This is a genomic window from Ruegeria sp. THAF33 (assembly GCF_009363615.1).
In the GTDB taxonomy this organism is placed as follows: Bacteria; Pseudomonadota; Alphaproteobacteria; order Rhodobacterales; family Rhodobacteraceae; genus Ruegeria.
In genome coordinates, this window is sequence record NZ_CP045384.1 from 912,352 (window position 1) to 929,725 (window position 17,374).

The window sequence follows — 17,374 nt, forward strand, 5'->3', positions numbered from 1 at the left end:
CTGTCCTTCTTGGTCTTCTTGTTATTCGGCAGGGACGCTTTGGACGTCACCGCTGTCGCGGGCCGCGTCGATCAGGGCGCGACGCGCGATGGCATAATTGTCTTCGCCCCCGGCGCGCTTGGCGCGACGGTCATCCAGAATGCGTTCCACCGCGTCCAGGCGACCCGCGCGCAGGCCGGAATCAATGGTAATGCGTTCAAATACATCACGTTGCGCGTGGCTGCCACCGGCCAGTTGCATGGAATCGCGCGCCGCGAGCAGATGATCAAACGCCGTTCCATAGTGGCCGTCACCAAAGGCCTCTAGGCCCATGGCCGCAGCGATACCGGGGTCTGCCATACGGCGGGTGGTGTCGTCGTCGGCGCGGGTCGCATCCTTGTTCATGCGGTTCAGCATCTTGGCCGTGGCATCGGCGCGATTGTCACCGGTCAGTGCCAGCAGATAGTGCAGATCGGCAAAGATCAGGCAGCCGTCTTCCGTTCGTGCGGCGCTTAGATCAGCCAGCTCTTCCCAGCGATTTCCGACATTCACGCCCTCAAGTTCAAGCCGCATCAGCAGCGAAGTACCGTTCGAGATGTCACGATAATCGTCGGTTTTGTCCTTGCGGATATGGTTGTCATACAGTTCCATCACCTGATCGACCTGACCCAGATCCAGATGCATCAGTGCCTTGTGCCACCACACGTGGTACCGGAAGTTGTTGCAGTGGGCCCAGGCCGCCTCGCGCCCGGCCAGCCAGTCTAGGCCCAGCTGCGCATTGCCCGTCATCTCATGGACATGGGCCACCGCGTGCAGGCCCCAGGCATCATCGGACACCATCCACAGCGCCTGACGGCCCGCGATTTCGGCTTTTTCATAAGCGCCTGTTTCTTCCAGCGCGAAGGAATGACATCCCAGCAGATAGCCGCGCCCGGGGTGGTCCGGCTTATAAGCGGGCATCACCCGCTCGATCGAGCGGCGCATTCCGTTTGCATCACCCAGAACGAAGCGGGTCGCATGGCTTAGTTTCATCGCCAGAGTGTCCTGCGGATGGTCTCGCAGAATCGCTTCGAATTTCTGAACCGCCTGTGCCTGTTGTCCGGCCAGATACAGGGCCAGCGCATCCACGTAGAGACGTTCGCGTTCAGTTGCAGGTTGACGTTCCATCGCCGCGTTGGCAGCAGCCAGCGCTTCGACAGCAACCGCCATCATCTCGCGCCGCCCAAGCAGCGCCATGAACAGACCTTTGACCGCTTGACCCAGCGCGAAGTCGGGCTCGAGTTCCAGCACTTTGCCCAAGTGCTGCGGCGTGACAGCGGCATGAGCCATGAACCCAAGCAGAACACCATTCCACGCTTCGACTGCCGCCGGCTGGGTCAGGGTGTTCATCTGTCCGAAAACGTCTTGTTTCATACTTGGGTCCAATCTGATTGCGATATTTGACACTGTTCGATGTACCAGAGTGTGCGAGAGGGACGTAACAGTATCGACGCTGCTCTCGAATTGGTGAAATGACGTGTGCGAAAAAGATGAAAAAAACCGCCGATTCAAGGGCATGTTTCAGCGACTTGCCGCCTAAATGTGCAAGTATTTCAATCCTCGAACGGGTTTTCGGCGTTCAGAACAGCCTCAGTATCGGCCCCACAGACCGGCGGGGCGTTACGATATGTTACAGGTGTCCGAGACAGGTTCAGAGGATTCCCGATCAGGTTGACCTGACCCGGCTGGGCCTGCATGGCAATCTGCATCTGTCTTGCGGCCACTTGTTCCGTGTTGAACACCTGATCCAGCGTCTGCACCGGGCCGACGGGCACTTTGACAGCCTCCAGACCGGAAATGACGGTCTGGGTGTCCAGCGCTTTCACAGCGGGGCGAAGAATCAAATTCAGCGCGTCACGATGCTCCAATCGGGCCGGGTTGGTCGCGAATCTCGGATCGTCTGCCAGTTCAGGAGCATTGATGAAGTTGCAGAGTTTTCTGAACTGGCCGTCATTTCCAACCGCGAGAATCACGTGCCCATCGGCGGTTTCGTAGACGTCATAAGGGACGATGTTGGGGTGCCCGTTTCCGCGCCGTTGCGGAACATTGCCTGACGTCAGATAGTTGACGCCTTCATTGATCAGCCAGGCGATCTGAGAATCCACCAGCGCCAGATCGATCTGCTGGCCCTCGCCGGTCAAGTCGCGGTGGCGCAGCGCGGCCAGGATACCCACGGTTGCATACATTCCGCACATCACGTCGGCGATGCCAACACCCACCTTCATGGGCGCGCCCTCGGGGTCGCCGGTCAGCGACATGATCCCGCCATAGCCCTGCGCCATCAGGTCATAGCCGGGCTTGCTGGCATTCGGGCCGGTTTGGCCGTAGCCCGAGATTGAACAGTATACGAGGCTTGGAAACGCTTGCGACAGGGTGGCATAGTCCAGCCCGTATTTGGTCAGCCCGCCCGGTTTGAAGTTTTCTATCAGGATGTCCGCATGTGACGCCAAGCGTCTGATTTCCGCCTGACCCTCGACCGAGGAGATATCCAGCGCGACGGATTTCTTGTTGCGGTTGGCAGACATGAAATAGGCGCTCAGATCCGAGCGGTTGCCCTCGGCATCGCTAACGTAGGGCGGGCCCCATTGCCGCGTGTCATCGCCCCCGGTTGCCGGGTTTTCGATCTTGATGACGCTTGCGCCCAGATCACCCAGAAGCTGCGTGCATGTCGGGCCTGCCAGGATCCGGCTAAGGTCCAGAACCTTGACACCCTTCAACGGGCCTTCAGATGCGGCCATCATAGCCTCCACGCTCAACTTCAGCAGCAATCACCGTAAATGTCTTAGCCTTTACAGCAGCTTCCAGCGCGGCGCGCAACTCTGGCCTGTTGCGAACCGTATGGCCATTGCCGCCAAAGGCCCGGCCCATGGCGGCAAAATCATGATGGCCGAAATCCACGCCTGTGTTGCGCATCTGTCGCTGGCGTTGTTTCAGCTCGATCAGGGCAAGGCTGGCATCCACGAAGACCAGAAAAATCGGGTTGCCGCCCATTTCAGCCGCTGTCGACAACTCGCCCGCAACCATCAGGAACCCCGCATCCCCCGAGAAGCTGATCACCGGGCGGTCGGGTTCGGCCAGTTTCAGGCCAATGGCCATGGGTAGGGCGCACCCCATCGTGCACAACGCCGAGGACTGGATCAGCCCGCGTTCTTCGCTGCACGCCCACATCTGGCTCAGCAGAATGCGGTGTGCGCCGCTGTCGGCCGTGGCCAGTGTTTCAGGCGGCAGGACGGCGCGGGTTTCGGCAATGACGGCAGCGGGCCCCCAGTTGTCATCGGTGGGGAAGGCCTTTGCCAGCGCGGCCTTGACCTGCTCGGGTTCGTTGCCCGGCCATGTTTCACGCGCCGGGTTGCCCTTGGCGATTGCCTCCAATGTCTCGCCCGTGTGGGCAACAAGGTTCAATCCAGCCTGATGCATGTAGTGGTCGTTGACCACGGCAGAGATATCGATGACGCGCTTTTCTTCCGGATCCCAGATCTCACGCCAGCCGGGGCGCATTTCGATCGGGTCATATCCCAGGCACAATACCAGATCCGATTGTTCGATCAGAGGCACAAGATGCTTGTCAGCCAGCGGCGACAGCCCCGCGCCACCCAGACACAGCGCGTGATCCTCGGGCACGACGCCTTTGGCCTTATAGGTCGTCACGAAAGGAATGCCAAAATGCTCAAGGAACGCCTGCACGACACTGCGCGAGTCGTCATAGAGGACATCCAGGCCGATGATGGCAATGGGGCGTTCGGCCTCGGCCACCCAGCGGCGGGCCTTCTCAAGGCATTCACCACCGGGGCTGACCGGCGCGACCTTGGCCAGCCGGCGGCGTTTCACGCCGTTAACAGGCGTGTCGGCAACCGAGATCGGGACGTCGATATGAACCGGACCGGGTCGTGGCTGCATGGCCAGCGACACCGCCTTGTCGGCAATGATATCCGCGCCTTTGGCTGTCAGCGTATAAGTGCCTTTGGTGATCGAGCGATAAACCCGGCTGTGATCCATGACCTGATGGGTATAGGTCAACGCTTCGTCCGCATCGACGCATCCGGTCAGAACGACCATCGGCACACGATCCTGCAAAGCGTTCGCCACGACATTGATCCCGTTCATTGCGCCCGGACCCAGAGTGGCCACCAGAATCGCAGGTGCACCGTCGCGATGATGAACGGCCTCGGCCATGAACCCGGCAGAGTTTTCGTGCTTGGTCAGATGAAAGGTGATCCCAGCCTTTTCCAGCGCATCGACCAGCGTCAGGACCTCGCCCCCCGGCATCCCGAATGCGTGTCGGCACCCCGCTTCATAAAGGCGTTGGGCCAGAATATCCGCAGAGCGGGGCGAGGGGTCTTGCATCAGTCATGCTCCGAAAAAAACCGTTTCAAGCAGATTGCGGAGGACGTTCCCGGACGCAAGGCGGTTCACGCCAGTGTGACTATTTGACTGCGCGTTCAGCGATCGATTGAAACGTCGAGTCAAGCTCGGCGGCAATATCCATCAGGTTCTGACCGCCTTCCGAGACGTAGGGCGCAAAGACGAAACTGGGGGTTTTATACGACAGGTTTGCCGTCCCGTCTTTGTTCTCGGTAATGTAAAACCGGATCGGGGCCTCGATCATCGCGTGGACCGAGGTTTCCAGAACCCGCACGGCGTAGTCATTGTTGAAAGCGCCGATCACGCGATTTCCGGGAATCGAAATCCCACGTGCTGCCGCCGCTTTGGTCGGGCCCGCCTGAGTCACGACGATCAGCCCGTTTTCCTTGATCGCGGCTTTGGTTGCGTCAACCAGTTCTGCATACGGTTTCCGGGTTGGGTATACGGCCCAGCCATCGGGCGCAGTCTGAGCCCACAGAGGTAAAGCGATCAGGCAGAGCAGGGGAATGAAGGCTTTCATCAACGCGTCTCCGGTATCTTGCTCTGACCTGTGTGCCAGACTGGAGCGTGCTGCGCAGTCACGAATCCGTGTTCGCCGCGCGCTGCTGCACGTCGCGTTTCTTCAGCAAGTAGATATCCATGATCCAGCCATGGTCGGCTCGGGCGCGGGCGCGCGTGTCAAGGATCCGCTGCGCGACCTGATCCAAAGGGCCGCTGATCAGCAGTTCTTCTTTCATGCCCACATAGGCCCCCCACCAGATGTCATACTCTGCCATCCTGAGGGACTGGAACGAACATTCCCCGTCCAGCATGACGGCGACTTTCGAAGCGGTTTCAGGCCAGCCTTCATCCCGGATACGGCGCCCGGTGGTCACGACATAGGGTGCGCCCAAGTCATTGATCGGGATCGCATGAGCCGCTGTCAAAGCCTGCAAGGCCGTGATGCCCGGGATCACCCTGGTGTTGGGCTTGGGGTCCAGCCGCGCCGCAATGCGCAGCGAACTATCATACAGGGACGGGTCGCCCCAAATCAGCAGCGCAATGTGCTGCGCCTCCGGGTGGGCCTCGATCGCCTCTTGCCAGCGCAGCGCAATGGCGTCGTGCCATTCGTCCACACCGCGCAGATAGCCGTCATCCGCCCGGCGCTTTGGGATGTCAAAATAGGCTACCCTTGGTGGTGTTTCGGTTACCCGATCAATGATGTCCTCACGCAGCCCGGCCAGATCGGCCTTGTTTTCGCCTTTGCGGGGGATCAGAATCAGATCGGCCGACCGGATCGCCTGCGCGCCCTGAAAGGTCACGTGATCCGGGTTGCCGGTGCCGATGCCAATCAGGCTCAGATCAATCATCTTCGAACTCCGCCAGCGGCCCGTAAAGGATCAGGGCCGGAGCCGTGCCGATCTCGGATTTCAGCTGTTCGGCCAGGGCACCGATGGTGGCGCGCGTCAGCTTCTGATCCGGGGTCGAAACAGATTCAGCCATCAAAGCAGGCGTATCCAAAGGCAGGCCGTGTGAATGCAGCGCTTCTGCCAGAAGCGGGAAAGTACGTTTACCCATGAATACGACAGTGGTGGCCTGAGAATCGGCCAAGGCTGTCAGGTTCAGGTCGTTCGGCAACGCGCCACTGACGTCATGTCCCGTCACGAACTGCACCCGCCGTGCGGTCAGACGACGCGTCAGCGGGATGCCTGCAGCAGCAGCGGCAGCCACCGCAGACGGTACGCCGGGGATGATCTCGAATTCAATGCCCGCATCACGAAGGGCAACAAGCTCTTCTTCAAGCCGCCCGAACATGCCGCCATCGCCGGATTTCAGCCGCACGACATGTTGGCCGGTCTGGGCGTAGTCCACTAGCAACCTGCTGACATGGTCCTGTTTGGGCGAGGGGCGACCTGCCCGTTTGCCCACGCCCACAAGATCGGCGTCCTCGCGCGCGTGGCTCAGAATCGGCCCGCTGCTGAGGTCATCGAACAAAATCGCATCGGCTTTTTTCATCCTGTCGACGGCCTTCAGCGTCAGCAGTTCCGGATCGCCGGGGCCCGAGCCGATGAAAGAGACAAATCCGCTCATGCAGTTGCCTCCGCAATCAGGTGAAAGAACGTACCTGTGACATTGCCGCGAACGGAGCCGGTCTGAGGTCCCTCTGCGCCTTCGGCATCAAACACACGGGCCAGCGGCGGGTCAGGCTGATCCACGATCGAGGAATAGTGGAACTCATGCCCGCGCAGCGCTGCATTCCGCGCAAATCCCGGCATCGGGGCCAAAAGTTCGGCCTTGCGATAGCCTAGGTTGAATTTGCGTTTTTGGTACGACGTCACCAGCCCCAGCAGGCCAGCCATTTCATGCCGCACGCCATCCTTGTCGATCAGCGCATGACCCAGCGCCATGTATCCACCGCACTCGCCATGCACAGGCCTTGTTTCCGCGTGCTTGCGCAGACCCGCGAGGAAGGTTTGGGCAGCAGCCAATGTCCCGGCATGCAGTTCAGGATATCCGCCGGGAAGCCAGACCAGATCGGCATCCGCCGCCGGGGCTTCATTAGCCAGTGGCGAGAAGGGTAGGATTTCGGCCCCGGCGGCGCGCCAGCCTTCCAGCAAATGTGGATATGTAAAAGAAAAAGCCGCATCCCGTGCCAATGCAATCCGCTGGGCTGGAGGGCGCGGCAGCGCGTCTGACGATGGCCCAATGGGGCCTGAGGAAGCCGCCCGTTTGATCGCCTCGAGATCCACATGTTCGCGCAGAAATGCGGCATAGCCCACGATGGCGCTTTCCAGATCCGGGTGTTCGACTGCCTGGATCAACCCCAGATGCCGCTCGGGTAGGGTCAGATCGCCTCGGCGCGGCAGCACACCCAGAACCGGCAGGCCTGCGCGTTCCATCCCCAGCCGGGTCAGGCGCTCGTGCCGGGGGCTGGCACAGCGGTTTAGAATGACGCCGGCAAAGGGCAGATCGGGGTTGTACATCCTGAACCCCAGCGCGGTTGCCGCCGCAGATTGCGCCTGGCCGCCGACATCCAGCACCAACACAACCGGCCAACCCATCCGTGCAGCGGTCTCGGCGCTGGACCCATGACCCAACTCACCCGGCTTGGCCACGCCATCGAACAGGCCCATCGAACCTTCTGCCACCACGATGTCGGCGCCTTCGGCCTGCGCGGAGATCGCGTTCAACAAAGGATCGCCCATCGCCCAGCTGTCAAGATTGAACGAAGCCCGCCCGGACGCGGCTCGGTGGAAGGCGGGGTCGATATAGTCCGGTCCGCTCTTGAACGGTTGAACGGTCAGGCCATCCTCGGCGAACGCGCGCAACAGGCCCAGCATGACCGTTGTCTTGCCCGTGCCCGAGGACGGTGCTGAAATCAGAAGGCCCGGAGGGTTAATCATCACCATGGCTCCAGCTTGACCAGGGGCTCTCGGCGCTTTGCGGGCGATAGCGGCGGTCGTAATCTTTCGAATACAGGCAGCTTTCGTCGAAACCTTCGCCCGCCAGCGCCGGACCAACCATGATCAACGCAGTCCGCGAGATGCTGTCATCCAGCGCCGCTTTTAGCGTTCCCAGCGTCGCGCGGATGATCCGTTCATCCGGCCAGCTTGCGCGATAGACCACGGCGACCGGACAGTCGGCCCCATAGGCCGGGGTCAGATCGGCAATGACATTGTCCAGATTGCCGATGGACAGATGAATGGCAAGTGTCGCCCCTGTGTGTGCGAAATTTTCCAACGTCTCGCCTTCGGGCATAGAAGATGCACGGCCCGGCGTTCGGGTCAGAACCACGGATTGCGCCAGCCCGGGCAGAGTCAGTTCGGTTCCCAAAGCCGCCGCAGCCGCCGCAAAGGACGGAACGCCTGGGGTCACGCTGACCGGGATGCCCATTTCCTTGAGGCGGCGGATCTGTTCCCCCATCGCCGACCAGACCGACAGGTCGCCCGAATGCAGACGGGCCACATCCTGGCCGGCCTGATGTGCGGCCTCGATCTCGGCCATGATCTGATCCAGATCCATTGGCGCGGTGTTCACGATCCTTGCGCCTTCGGGGCAGTGGCCAAGAATTTCTTCCGGAACTAGGGAACCCGCATAAAGGCAAACGGGGCAGGATGCGATGATGTCGCGCCCGCGCAGCGTCAGCAGGTCGGCGGCGCCCGGTCCGGCGCCGATGAAATGAACGGTCATGTCTGTCCTCCGATGGCTATGGCGCAGGTCGCCAGCCGGTCGTCTGAAATCTGTCTGGGTGAAAGCAGCCGCGCACCCGGGCCAAAAAGTTTTCCGGCGGCCGCCAATGCGGATGCTTCGGCCACGCTTCCGGTGCCATAGGTTGCGCGGCTGCGGTTCGAGCAGGTGAGTGTACGTTGACCGGCCAGATCGGCGGCGGCAACGAAATGCAGGGGAAGTGACAGTTCTTCGGCAAAGGTCGTCAGGGCCGAATGACCTTCCTTGTCGGCAACGGTTGCCAGGGCGGCGACATCGTGGTTTGCGGCCGCCGTGTCAAATACGGCGCGCAAGCTGTCAACAGTGGCGGCGGACGAGAATCCCAAACCGGCAACGATCATAGCGTCACGCTCCATTGCACGACCGGATAGGCGGATTTCCAGCCGCGGCGCGGTCCAAGCGGCGCTGACTGCGCGAGTTCGATCCGCAGAAGCTCTCCGCCCAGTTTCTCATGCCATTGGGTCAACGTGGCCTCGCTTTCCAAAGTCACGGCATTGGCAACCAGGCGGGTTCCGGACGGCAGGTTCTGGTGCAGCCAGTGCAGCAGGTCTGGATCAAGCCCCCCTCCGATGAACACCACGTCGGGCAGTTCCAACCCATCCAGTGCAGCGGGCGCGGTGCCATGGATGACATTCAGCCGATCCTGACCCAGTGCATCGGCATTCCGACGAATGCGCTCAGCCCTGTCAGCACGGGGTTCAATGCTGGTCGCGGTCAGGGTCGGATCGCACATCAGCCATTCGATGCTGATCGAGCCGGTGCCCCCTCCGATATCCCACAGGTGCTCGCCCCGTTGCGGAGCAAGCGCCGAGAGTGTCAGCGCGCGGATCGGGCGTTTGGTGATCTGCCCGTCCGTCTCGAAGATGTGGTCCGGTTTGCCAGACGCCTTGGAAAGGGCAGGTCCTGCACCGGAAACTTCCAGACCGACGCAGACCGGGTGGTCGAACGTACCCAACAGCGCCTCGGTCAGCGTGACTGTTCGGGTGTTTTCGCGCGGACCGCCAAGCGCCTGCATCACATGCAGGGCCGAGTCGGCAAAGCCTGTCTCGGTCAGATACCGAGCCAGTTCCGCCACGGACTTTCCGTCACGCAGCAACAAGATCGCGTGCGCTCCCGGCGCCAGATGAGGACGCAAACGGGTCAGCGGCGCGGCGTGCAGGCCGAAGGTCAATGTGCTTTCCAAAGGCCAGCCGAGCCGGGCAGCGGCCAGCGAGAAGGTGGATTGGCCGGGCAGGGCGGTCCATTCACCGGCATCGAAATTGCGCGCAATGACCGAACCCGCGCCAAACCAGAACGGATCGCCCGAGGCCAGAACAACCGTCTGCCGGCCACGCAATCCCTTCAGGATCGGCAGCCCTTCCGAGAACGGCACGGGCCATTCGACACGTTCCGCCCCTGTTTCGGGCAGCAACGACAGGTGGCGCGGCGGCCCCATGATCACTTCGGCCCGGTCCAGCACTTGACGGCTGGTTGACGACAGGCCATCAAACCCATCTTCGCCCAGTCCCAGAACGGTCAGCCACGGAGATTCAGACATGACAACCCTCCTGATCCTTGGCGGCACGACCGAGGCCAACGCGCTGGCCAAAGCTGTTTCGCGACAAGGGATTGCTGCTGTGTATTCCTACGCCGGACGGGTGGAAAACCCGCGACCGCAGCCCTTGCCGGTAAGGGTTGGCGGTTTCGGCGGTCCGGAAGGTCTGGCCGCCTATATCCATGAGAACGCCATCACCCATGTCTTGGACGCGACCCATCCATTTGCGGCCCGGATGAGCCGGAACGCGATCGAGGCATGCGCCGCGACGCGGACGCCATTGGCCGCGTTGACCCGCGCGGCCTGGGTGTCGCAGCCCGGCGATGTCTGGCGTCACGTGCCCGACATCGCTGCCGCCGTCGACGCATTGTCCGGTGATGCTCAGCGTGTCTTCCTTGCCGTTGGCCGCATGCATCTTGAAGATTTTTCGACCCGGCCTCAGCACAGTTACCTGCTGCGCCTTGTGGATGAGCCCGACACTTTGCCCTTGCCGAATGCAGAGGTGGTCGTCGCCCGAGGGCCGTTTACCGAAGCCGACGACCGGGCGTTGATGCAGCGCCATGGTACGCAGCTGGTCGTGTCCAAGAACGCCGGCGGCACGGGCGCGCGCGCCAAGCTGGACGCGGCGCGGGCGCTGGGCCTTCCCGTGCTGATGATCGACCGCCCGGTTCTGCCGAAGCGGACCGAGTTTTCGCAGGTCGCACAGGTTCTGGACTGGCTGTCTCATCCCTGATCCTCATCAGGGGTGAAGCGAGGGGTGTAAACGATGGGTGCGCCATCGCGCTCGATGACGCGCGTTCGGGATGACCCCACGATCACCACGGTCTGCATATCCGCCATGTCGGGCGTGGCTTCGGCCAGTGTCGAAATACGCATCTCTTCATCGGCCCGCGATACGGCGCGGGCGAACAGGATCAGACGTTCGGGCTCACACTCTTCACGCAGGATTTCCAGCGTTTTTACAAAGCCTTCCGGGCGGGACTTCGAGCGCGGATTGTAAAAGGCCATCGAGAAATCCGCCTGTGCAGCAAGGCGCAGGCGTTTTTCGATCAATGACCATGGTTTGAGGTTGTCGCTGAGGTTGATGGCGCAGAAATCATGCCCCATCGGGGCGCCCGCGCGCGCGGATGCAGCCAACATCGCCGTGATCCCCGGCAGCACATCGATCTGAAGGCCACGCCATTCCGCAGGGCCGTTTTCCAGTGCTTCGAAGACAGCCGCCGCCATGGCAAACACGCCGGGATCGCCCGAGGATACAACGACCACCCGTTTGCCATCGGCAGCCATTTGCAGCGCGTGCTGCGAGCGGTCGATTTCGACCCGGTTGTCACTTGCATGCAGTGTAAGGCCGGGGCGCTCGGCAATACGCGCCACATATGGGATATAGCCCACAACATCGGTGGCTTCGGCCAGCGCGGCTGTTACTTCTGGTGTAACAAGCGCCTCGTCACCCGGCCCCAGACCGGCAATCTTGACCCAGCCGCTCATGGTCGCCGTCCCTGACCGTGCACGACGATGATCGAGAAATACGGGGTGATCTTCTCGCAGGCTTCGGACAGCTTTGTCACCGTCTGGTTCGGCATCTGCGCATATTCCACGATCCACGCCCGGTCATACAGGCCAGCGGTCTTCAGAGCGCGCTTCACCTTGTCGATGTTGCGTCCGATTTTCATCACGACCAATGCATCGGTCAGAGCCATGCGTTCCGCCAGCGTGTCCTCGGGCAGGGTGCCAACCAGCACGGTCAGCACGTCATCACCCCAGGTGATCGGGTCTCCGGTCGCGGTCCATGCTCCGGACATGCCGGTAATGGCGGGTACAACTTCAACCGGCGCGTCTTGGCGCAAACGGCTGTAAAGATGCATGAACGAGCCATAGAAGAAAGGATCGCCCTCGCACAGAACAACCACGTCCTCACCCCGTTCTGACAGGGCTTTGAGATGGGCGGTGCAGTCTTCGTAGAATGCTGCCAGCAATTCGTTGTAACGCGGGTCTGTCACCGGGATCTCGGTGGTTACGGGATATTCCATCGGAAACTCGACCGCGCCTTCGGGGATCATCCCGTTAACGATCTTACGCGCCTGACCACTGCGACCGGGTTTGCGGAAATACGCTACATTCTTTGCATTGCGCAGCAGGCGATCAGCCCGGACGCTCATCAAATCCGGATCGCCGGGGCCAAGGCCCACACCGTATATGGTGCCCATCTTCATTCTGCCCGGCTTGCGATGGCGTTGATGGCCGCCACCGTGATGGCGCTGCCGCCCAGACGACCTTTGACGATGCAGGATGGCACCGGTTGCGCCTGCCACAGCGCATCCTTGGATTCCACCGCGCCGACGAAGCCAACCGGGCAGCCGATGATCGCGGCAGGGCGCGGGCAATCCGGATCTTCCAGCATGTTCAGCAAATGGAACAGTGCGGTGGGCGCATTGCCGATGGCGACCAGCGCGCCCTCCAGATGCGGACGCCACAGCTCCAGCGCCGCGGCGGAACGGGTGTTGCTCATCTCGGCGGCCAGCGGGCGTACGCGTTCGTCATGCAGGGTACAGATCACCTGGTTGTCGGCGGGCAGGCGGAAACGGGTGACACCTTCGCTGACCATGCGCGCATCACACAGGATCGGTGCGCCATTTTCCAATGCGGTGCGGGCCGTCTGCACGAAGCCGGGCGAGAAATGCACGAACTCTTCCAGCCCGACCATACCCGCGGCGTGGATCATGCGAACGGCAACCTGCTCTTCATCGGCATCAAAACGGGCCAGATCAGCCTCGGACCGGATGGTGGCAAAGCTTTCCTTGTAGATCGCCGCGCCATCGGTTTCGTATGTATAGGGCATCAGGTGAAGTCCATAGTCATGAGTGTTTCCGGGTCGAGCCCGCGTTGGCTGGGCTCATCCCCTGCGCGGCCCTGTTTGACAAGATCAAATCGTCCGTTTGCGCCCACCAATGTGATGTCGGCAGGACCCATGCGAGCGCATCCCTTGCTACAGCCCGAAACATGCAGGCGTACGGACACCCGCGAAGCCAACGCCCGGGCGATGTCGCGCGTCTCGGCCTGCGCTTGCGGGCAGAACGGCGCGCCGGGGCAGGCGTCGGTGGTCATCAACGGATCGGTTTCATTTTCGACAAAGGCCGGGGCAGGTATCGCCGCCCCGCCTTCCAGCAGGATCAGCCGCCACGGGGTGACGCGCAGGGCGCAAGCGCCGCTGTCCTCGATCAGGTCATACAGCTTGCGCGCAGGCAGCGACCCAAAAGCCGCGCCGTATAGGGCACCCAGTTCACAGCGGCCCGGTTGAAGCTTTGCGCCAACGGAACCGGGCGCACATCCTTGCCATTCCTGCGGCAGGGCGTCGATGACACGCGCCATGCGGCGTGTCTCGGGTGTGTAGGTTTCGGCAAACCACATTGCCAGCGCGATCACGTGATCAATGGCGTCGGTCTCGGTTACGCTCCGCCCGGTTGCGCACCCGTCAGCGCGCAGGATCAGGCTGCCTGCACCGGATTCCAGGCGAATATCGGCCGAATCCGACGCCAGCAGACGTTCGGGGCCGGTGTCGATTGCAAAGCCGAACTTTGCCGGCAGGGCCGGCAGCTCCGCAAGCCGGTCAATCAGTTCATGGGTCAGTCGAGCAGTCAAATCGCCCGCCTGATAGAGCGGCGTAACCAGAATATTGCGGCGTATTTCGATACCGGGTTCCGCATCCAGCAGGTTCAGCGCGGCAAGCTCTTTGAGCAGAGGCTGATGGTCTTCCTCTTCCACGCCCCGCAATTGCAGATTGGCGCGATTGGTCAAATCGATCGAGCCGTTGCCAAAGCGGTCCGCCAGATCGCACAGTCCCAGTGCCTGATCGGCCTCCAGACGCGCCAGCCGGGGCCTGACCCTGACGACCAGACCGTCACCGGACATCATCGGACGATGGGCGCCCGGGCACCAGCCCTGAACAATTGGTGCACTCATCTCAATCCCTCCAGATCAGCCCGGATAGAGTTCCGGCGCGTGTTCCAAAGCCCGGCCTCAAGCAGCGCGCGGAACCGGTCCTGCATGGCCTGGCGTGCCTTGGGATTGGCCTCTTGCAGGAACGCGTCGACCTCTTCGTTGCCCAGCGTGGCATCGTGGTAGAGGTCAAAAAGATGCGGTGCGACAGTGCCGGACAGATGCGCGAAAGAAGCCATATGATCCAGCGTTGCCGCGATTTCAGCCGCCCCCCGGAAACCATGGCGCTGCATTCCGGCGATCCAGCCGGGGTTGGCGGCACGGCCGTGGACGACGCGGCTGATTTCTTCACGCAAAGTGCGGGCACGCGGGTTTTCGGGGTAGGTGTTGTCCAGATGGTACAGCTGCGCGGTTCCGCCGGCGATCTTCTTGGCGGCGGCAAAGCCCGCCTCGTGCGTGGCATAATCGTTGGCCAGAAGAAGATCGGTTTCGGTCAGGTCCTGCAAGTGGACAAAGCTGTCCGCATTTGCAACGCGTTGGGTGATGCCGTCCTTGTCCTGCGAGATGTGTTCGCCTTCCAATGCAAAAGAACTGGCCTCAAGCCACGCTTCACCGGCCTGCGCACGGGCCTCGTCGGTATACACTTCGGAAAGTTCGGTCATGTTCACGCCATAGCTTCCGGGCGCAGGTCCATAGACCCGCGCTGCCGGCGCCTGCCCGGCATAGGGGTTCCAGTCCGTTGCCTCATCGCGCGCGGCCAATGCGCGAACCGCTTGGCCAAACAAGGCGGACAGCGTCGGGAAAACATCCCGGAACAGGCCCGAGACCCGCAGGGTCACGTCCAGGCGCGGGCGGCTCAGGTCGGTGATCGGCAGAACCTCGATGCCGGAAACCCTCTCGGACCCTTTGTCCCACACGGGTTTGACGCCCAGCAGGTGCAGGGCCATGGCGAATTCCTCGCCCGCCGTGCGCATCGTGGCTGACCCCCACAGATCGACGATCAGCCCCTTCGGGTAATCGCCTTCTTCCTGAAGATGGCGCCGCACCAGTTCCTCGGCCAGTTTCACACCCTGAGCATAGGCCGCACGGGTCGGAACCGACCGCGGATCGGTGGTGTAAAGGTTCCGCCCGGTGGGCAGAACATCTGACCGGCCACGATAGGGGGACCCCGAAGGTCCGGCATCAATCCGCTTGCCTTCGAGCGCTTTGATCAGCGCGTCGCGTTCGGCGTGGGCCGAAGGGGCCGGATCGAAACTGCCCGTCACCTCGGGCACGCGCCCGAAGATGTGCAGCCCGTCGCCAAACTGGCTTTCCTTGATGTCACAGACAAAGCGGTCGATGCGGGTGATGGCCTCGGCGGTGCAGGTTGCCTGATCGAGGCCGAGATCGCTTTCCAGCCCTATCGCCTGCGCCTCATCTCGGATATCTTCCTGCAAGCGGTCGCGGCGTTTGGGGTCAAGCCCGTCGGCGTTGGAAAACTCATCCAGCAGCGATTCAAGCCGCACCATCCGATCCGGCGTGCCGCTTTCCTTCATCGGGGGCGGGATGTGGCCCAGCGTGACGGCTCCGATCCGGCGCTTGGCTTGCGCGGCCTCGCCCGGGTCGTTCACGATAAACGGGTAGATCACCGGCAGATCGCCGATCAGCGCCTCGGGCCAACAATCGGCAGACAAGGCGACCGATTTTCCGGGCAACCATTCCAGCGTTCCGTGCGCGCCGATATGGATCAGCGCATCGGCACCCAACCCTTTGCGCAGCCACAGATAGAAGGCGACATAACCGTGGCGCGGGGTGCGCGAGAGGTCATGATAGTCGTCATCCCGCAACTCGGGCGTGCCGCGTTCGGGTTGCAGCGCGACCAGCGCCTTGCCGCGCCGAAGCGCGGTGAAATGGAAGGCCCCATCGGCACAGGCCGGATCATCTTCGGGCGCGCCCCAAACGGCGTGCAGATCAGCGCGCAGGGTTTCGGGCAATTCCGCAAGCGCATCCTGATAATCCCCGAGCGACCACGAAATCCGTGCGTCCAGAAGAGTGTCGGCAATCGGCTCGCCAGTCGCGATGTCATAGCCTTCTTCGTCAAGATCGGACAGCATCGCCTCGGCCGAGGCCAGCGCGTCGAGGCCAACCGCATGGGCCATCTGCCAGTCTTTGCCGGGATAGGTGGACAGGACCAACGCAGGAATCTGATCTGCCTTGGGTTTGTCGTTCAGTGCAAGCCAGCCTGATACACGGTCGATGATCGCTTCGATCCGGTCCGGTTCGGGCCGATGTGCAAAGCGCGCGTATTCCAGATGCGGATCGCGTTTTCCGGGTTCCTTGAAAGACGCAACTCCCGCCGAGATCCGTCCATCCACCTCGGGCAGTACCACATGCATGGCAAGATCGGCGGGGGACAAACCGCGTTCCGCCTCGGCCCAGGCTTTGCGGCGCGAGGTGGCGAGAGCGACCTGAAACACCGGCACGCCTGCCGCGTCCAGAGGCGACGTTCCCGACGCACCTTTTCCCGAAAACGAAGTGGCGTTGACAATGGCCGATGGGTTCAGCGCAACAACCTGTTCCCGCAACCAGTCGGCGGCCATGGGCGCCTTGAGAGATGGGGCAAACAGGCCCACCGCCGCGTATCCACGGGCGCGCAGGCTGCGGATCAGGGAGGCGATCGGGGCGGTGTCTGCCGAGGTCAGGTAAGCGCGGTAAAAGGTGACGAGGATTCGTTTGGCCTTGCTTTCGAACGCGGTTTCCACCGGGATTACGCCGCGATCCGGACACCACACGCCACATTCGGGCAAGGTCTTGGCGCCCATCACCGGACCGGCATAAAGCCCCGCCGCCAAAGCCATCTGCGCCAACGCCGCCTGTGCCGCGACCTCGCCGCCGGTATCGCACAGATGCGCCAGCCGCCGCAGGGTCGAGACCGGCAGGGTGGAATAGTCATCCAGCCGCGTGTCCTCGCGCCCGTCAGCGGGCAGCACCGCCAGCGCGATGCCCTTGGCCTGCGCCAGCGCCAGAACCTGCTGCAACCCATAAGCCCAGTAGGGGACGCCGCCGATCAGACGGATCAGAATGCCCTTAGCGCCCTCGAGCGTCTGTTCGACATAGGTGTCGACCGACAGCGGGTGTTTCAGCGCCGCCAGGTTGGCCAGCCGCAACGAGGGCATCCGTCCCTCGGGCCCGCCGCCGCGATGCCAGCCCGCCGCGAAAGCCCCCAGATCGCTGTCCGAAAACGACAGCACCACCAGTTCCGCCGGGCTCTGGCCCAGATCGGTTGGGGTCTCGGTTTCCTCGAGCCCGTGGCTTTCGCGGAAGACGACGTGCATGTGT

The 17,374-nt window shown here is 62.2% G+C and carries 16 protein-coding genes; 1 reads left to right on the plus strand and 15 read right to left on the minus strand.

The features are described from left to right. Positions 1-21 precede the first annotated feature (21 nt). The 10 genes from FIU92_RS04650 to cbiE form a co-directional block, all read right to left on the minus strand. Positions 22-1,392: a tetratricopeptide repeat protein gene (locus FIU92_RS04650; RefSeq protein WP_152457448.1), complete on the minus strand. Its 1,371-nt coding sequence runs from the start codon at positions 1,390-1,392 to the stop codon at positions 22-24. Positions 1,393-1,571: 179 nt separating this feature from the next. Beyond that, positions 1,572-2,756: a CaiB/BaiF CoA-transferase family protein gene (locus FIU92_RS04655; RefSeq protein ID WP_152457449.1), complete on the minus strand. Its 1,185-nt coding sequence runs from the start codon at positions 2,754-2,756 to the stop codon at positions 1,572-1,574. Continuing rightward, complete coding sequence (locus tag FIU92_RS04660; protein WP_152457450.1) at positions 2,743-4,362, minus strand: thiamine pyrophosphate-binding protein; 1,620 nt, start codon at positions 4,360-4,362, stop codon at positions 2,743-2,745. The genes FIU92_RS04655 and FIU92_RS04660 overlap by 14 nt, the downstream gene beginning before the upstream one ends. Before the next feature lie 79 nt (positions 4,363-4,441). Continuing rightward, positions 4,442-4,900, minus strand: coding sequence for a DUF302 domain-containing protein (locus FIU92_RS04665; protein ID WP_152457451.1), 459 nt, complete (start codon positions 4,898-4,900; stop codon positions 4,442-4,444). Between the two features lie 58 nt (positions 4,901-4,958). Further along, positions 4,959-5,729, minus strand: a complete 771-nt coding sequence (cobF, locus tag FIU92_RS04670) for a precorrin-6A synthase (deacetylating) (RefSeq protein WP_152457452.1) — start codon at positions 5,727-5,729, stop codon at positions 4,959-4,961. Continuing rightward, complete coding sequence (cobA, locus tag FIU92_RS04675; protein WP_152457453.1) at positions 5,722-6,450, minus strand: uroporphyrinogen-III C-methyltransferase; 729 nt, start codon at positions 6,448-6,450, stop codon at positions 5,722-5,724. Before cobA ends, cobF begins: the two co-directional genes overlap by 8 nt. Further along, positions 6,447-7,769: a cobyrinate a,c-diamide synthase gene (locus tag FIU92_RS04680; RefSeq protein ID WP_152457454.1), complete on the minus strand. Its 1,323-nt coding sequence runs from the start codon at positions 7,767-7,769 to the stop codon at positions 6,447-6,449. Before FIU92_RS04680 ends, cobA begins: the two co-directional genes overlap by 4 nt. Further along, positions 7,756-8,550 (minus strand): precorrin-4 C(11)-methyltransferase, encoded by a 795-nt coding sequence (gene cobM / locus FIU92_RS04685; RefSeq protein ID WP_152457455.1) that lies wholly within the window; start codon positions 8,548-8,550, stop codon positions 7,756-7,758. The genes FIU92_RS04680 and cobM overlap by 14 nt, the downstream gene beginning before the upstream one ends. Then, positions 8,547-8,927, minus strand: a complete 381-nt coding sequence (locus FIU92_RS04690; protein WP_152459836.1) for a cobalamin biosynthesis protein — start codon at positions 8,925-8,927, stop codon at positions 8,547-8,549. The genes cobM and FIU92_RS04690 overlap by 4 nt, the downstream gene beginning before the upstream one ends. Continuing rightward, complete coding sequence (cbiE, locus tag FIU92_RS04695; RefSeq protein ID WP_152457456.1) at positions 8,924-10,123, minus strand: precorrin-6y C5,15-methyltransferase (decarboxylating) subunit CbiE; 1,200 nt, start codon at positions 10,121-10,123, stop codon at positions 8,924-8,926. The genes FIU92_RS04690 and cbiE overlap by 4 nt, the downstream gene beginning before the upstream one ends. Here cbiE and FIU92_RS04700 point away from each other — a divergent pair. Further along, positions 10,122-10,853 (plus strand): cobalt-precorrin-6A reductase, encoded by a 732-nt coding sequence (locus FIU92_RS04700; protein ID WP_152457457.1) that lies wholly within the window; start codon positions 10,122-10,124, stop codon positions 10,851-10,853. The two genes, cbiE and FIU92_RS04700, sit on opposite strands and share 2 nt — an antisense overlap. On the opposite strand, the gene cobJ is transcribed toward FIU92_RS04700, so the two are convergent. The 5 genes from cobJ to cobN are packed head-to-tail and all read right to left on the minus strand — an operon-like array spanning position 10,844 to position 17,370. Next, positions 10,844-11,608: a precorrin-3B C(17)-methyltransferase gene (cobJ, locus tag FIU92_RS04705; protein WP_152457458.1), complete on the minus strand. Its 765-nt coding sequence runs from the start codon at positions 11,606-11,608 to the stop codon at positions 10,844-10,846. The genes FIU92_RS04700 and cobJ overlap by 10 nt on opposite strands. Next, positions 11,605-12,333: a precorrin-2 C(20)-methyltransferase gene (locus FIU92_RS04710; protein ID WP_152457459.1), complete on the minus strand. Its 729-nt coding sequence runs from the start codon at positions 12,331-12,333 to the stop codon at positions 11,605-11,607. Before FIU92_RS04710 ends, cobJ begins: the two co-directional genes overlap by 4 nt. Next, a complete protein-coding gene (locus FIU92_RS04715; RefSeq protein WP_152457460.1) occupies positions 12,330-12,959 on the minus strand; it encodes a precorrin-8X methylmutase in 630 nt (209 codons plus the stop codon). Before FIU92_RS04715 ends, FIU92_RS04710 begins: the two co-directional genes overlap by 4 nt. Beyond that, on the minus strand, positions 12,959-14,080 hold the full coding sequence (locus FIU92_RS04720; protein ID WP_152457461.1) for a cobalamin biosynthesis protein CobG: 1,122 nt from the start codon (positions 14,078-14,080) through the stop codon (positions 12,959-12,961). Before FIU92_RS04720 ends, FIU92_RS04715 begins: the two co-directional genes overlap by 1 nt. After that, positions 14,077-17,370 (minus strand): cobaltochelatase subunit CobN, encoded by a 3,294-nt coding sequence (gene cobN, locus FIU92_RS04725; protein ID WP_152457462.1) that lies wholly within the window; start codon positions 17,368-17,370, stop codon positions 14,077-14,079. Before cobN ends, FIU92_RS04720 begins: the two co-directional genes overlap by 4 nt. Positions 17,371-17,374: the final 4 nt, after the last annotated feature.

Excerpts from the sequence above, each read along its gene's own strand:
- FIU92_RS04650 (WP_152457448.1), bottom strand. The coding sequence starts at position 1,392 with ATGAAACAAGACGTTTTCGGACAGATGAACACCCTGACCCAGCCGGCG.
- FIU92_RS04655 (WP_152457449.1), bottom strand. The coding sequence starts at position 2,756 with ATGGCCGCATCTGAAGGCCCGTTGAAGGGTGTCAAGGTTCTGGACCTT.
- FIU92_RS04660 (WP_152457450.1), bottom strand. The coding sequence starts at position 4,362 with ATGCAAGACCCCTCGCCCCGCTCTGCGGATATTCTGGCCCAACGCCTT.
- FIU92_RS04665 (WP_152457451.1), bottom strand. The coding sequence starts at position 4,900 with ATGAAAGCCTTCATTCCCCTGCTCTGCCTGATCGCTTTACCTCTGTGG.
- cobF (WP_152457452.1), bottom strand. The coding sequence starts at position 5,729 with ATGATTGATCTGAGCCTGATTGGCATCGGCACCGGCAACCCGGATCAC.
- cobA (WP_152457453.1), bottom strand. The coding sequence starts at position 6,450 with ATGAGCGGATTTGTCTCTTTCATCGGCTCGGGCCCCGGCGATCCGGAA.
- FIU92_RS04680 (WP_152457454.1), bottom strand. The coding sequence starts at position 7,769 with ATGGTGATGATTAACCCTCCGGGCCTTCTGATTTCAGCACCGTCCTCG.
- cobM (WP_152457455.1), bottom strand. The coding sequence starts at position 8,550 with ATGACCGTTCATTTCATCGGCGCCGGACCGGGCGCCGCCGACCTGCTG.
- FIU92_RS04690 (WP_152459836.1), bottom strand. The coding sequence starts at position 8,927 with ATGATCGTTGCCGGTTTGGGATTCTCGTCCGCCGCCACTGTTGACAGC.
- FIU92_RS04700 (WP_152457457.1), top strand. The coding sequence starts at position 10,122 with ATGACAACCCTCCTGATCCTTGGCGGCACGACCGAGGCCAACGCGCTG.
- cbiE (WP_152457456.1), bottom strand. The coding sequence starts at position 10,123 with ATGTCTGAATCTCCGTGGCTGACCGTTCTGGGACTGGGCGAAGATGGG.
- cobJ (WP_152457458.1), bottom strand. The coding sequence starts at position 11,608 with ATGAGCGGCTGGGTCAAGATTGCCGGTCTGGGGCCGGGTGACGAGGCG.
- FIU92_RS04710 (WP_152457459.1), bottom strand. The coding sequence starts at position 12,333 with ATGAAGATGGGCACCATATACGGTGTGGGCCTTGGCCCCGGCGATCCG.
- FIU92_RS04715 (WP_152457460.1), bottom strand. The coding sequence starts at position 12,959 with ATGCCCTATACATACGAAACCGATGGCGCGGCGATCTACAAGGAAAGC.
- FIU92_RS04720 (WP_152457461.1), bottom strand. The coding sequence starts at position 14,080 with ATGAGTGCACCAATTGTTCAGGGCTGGTGCCCGGGCGCCCATCGTCCG.
- cobN (WP_152457462.1), bottom strand. The coding sequence starts at position 17,370 with ATGCACGTCGTCTTCCGCGAAAGCCACGGGCTCGAGGAAACCGAGACC.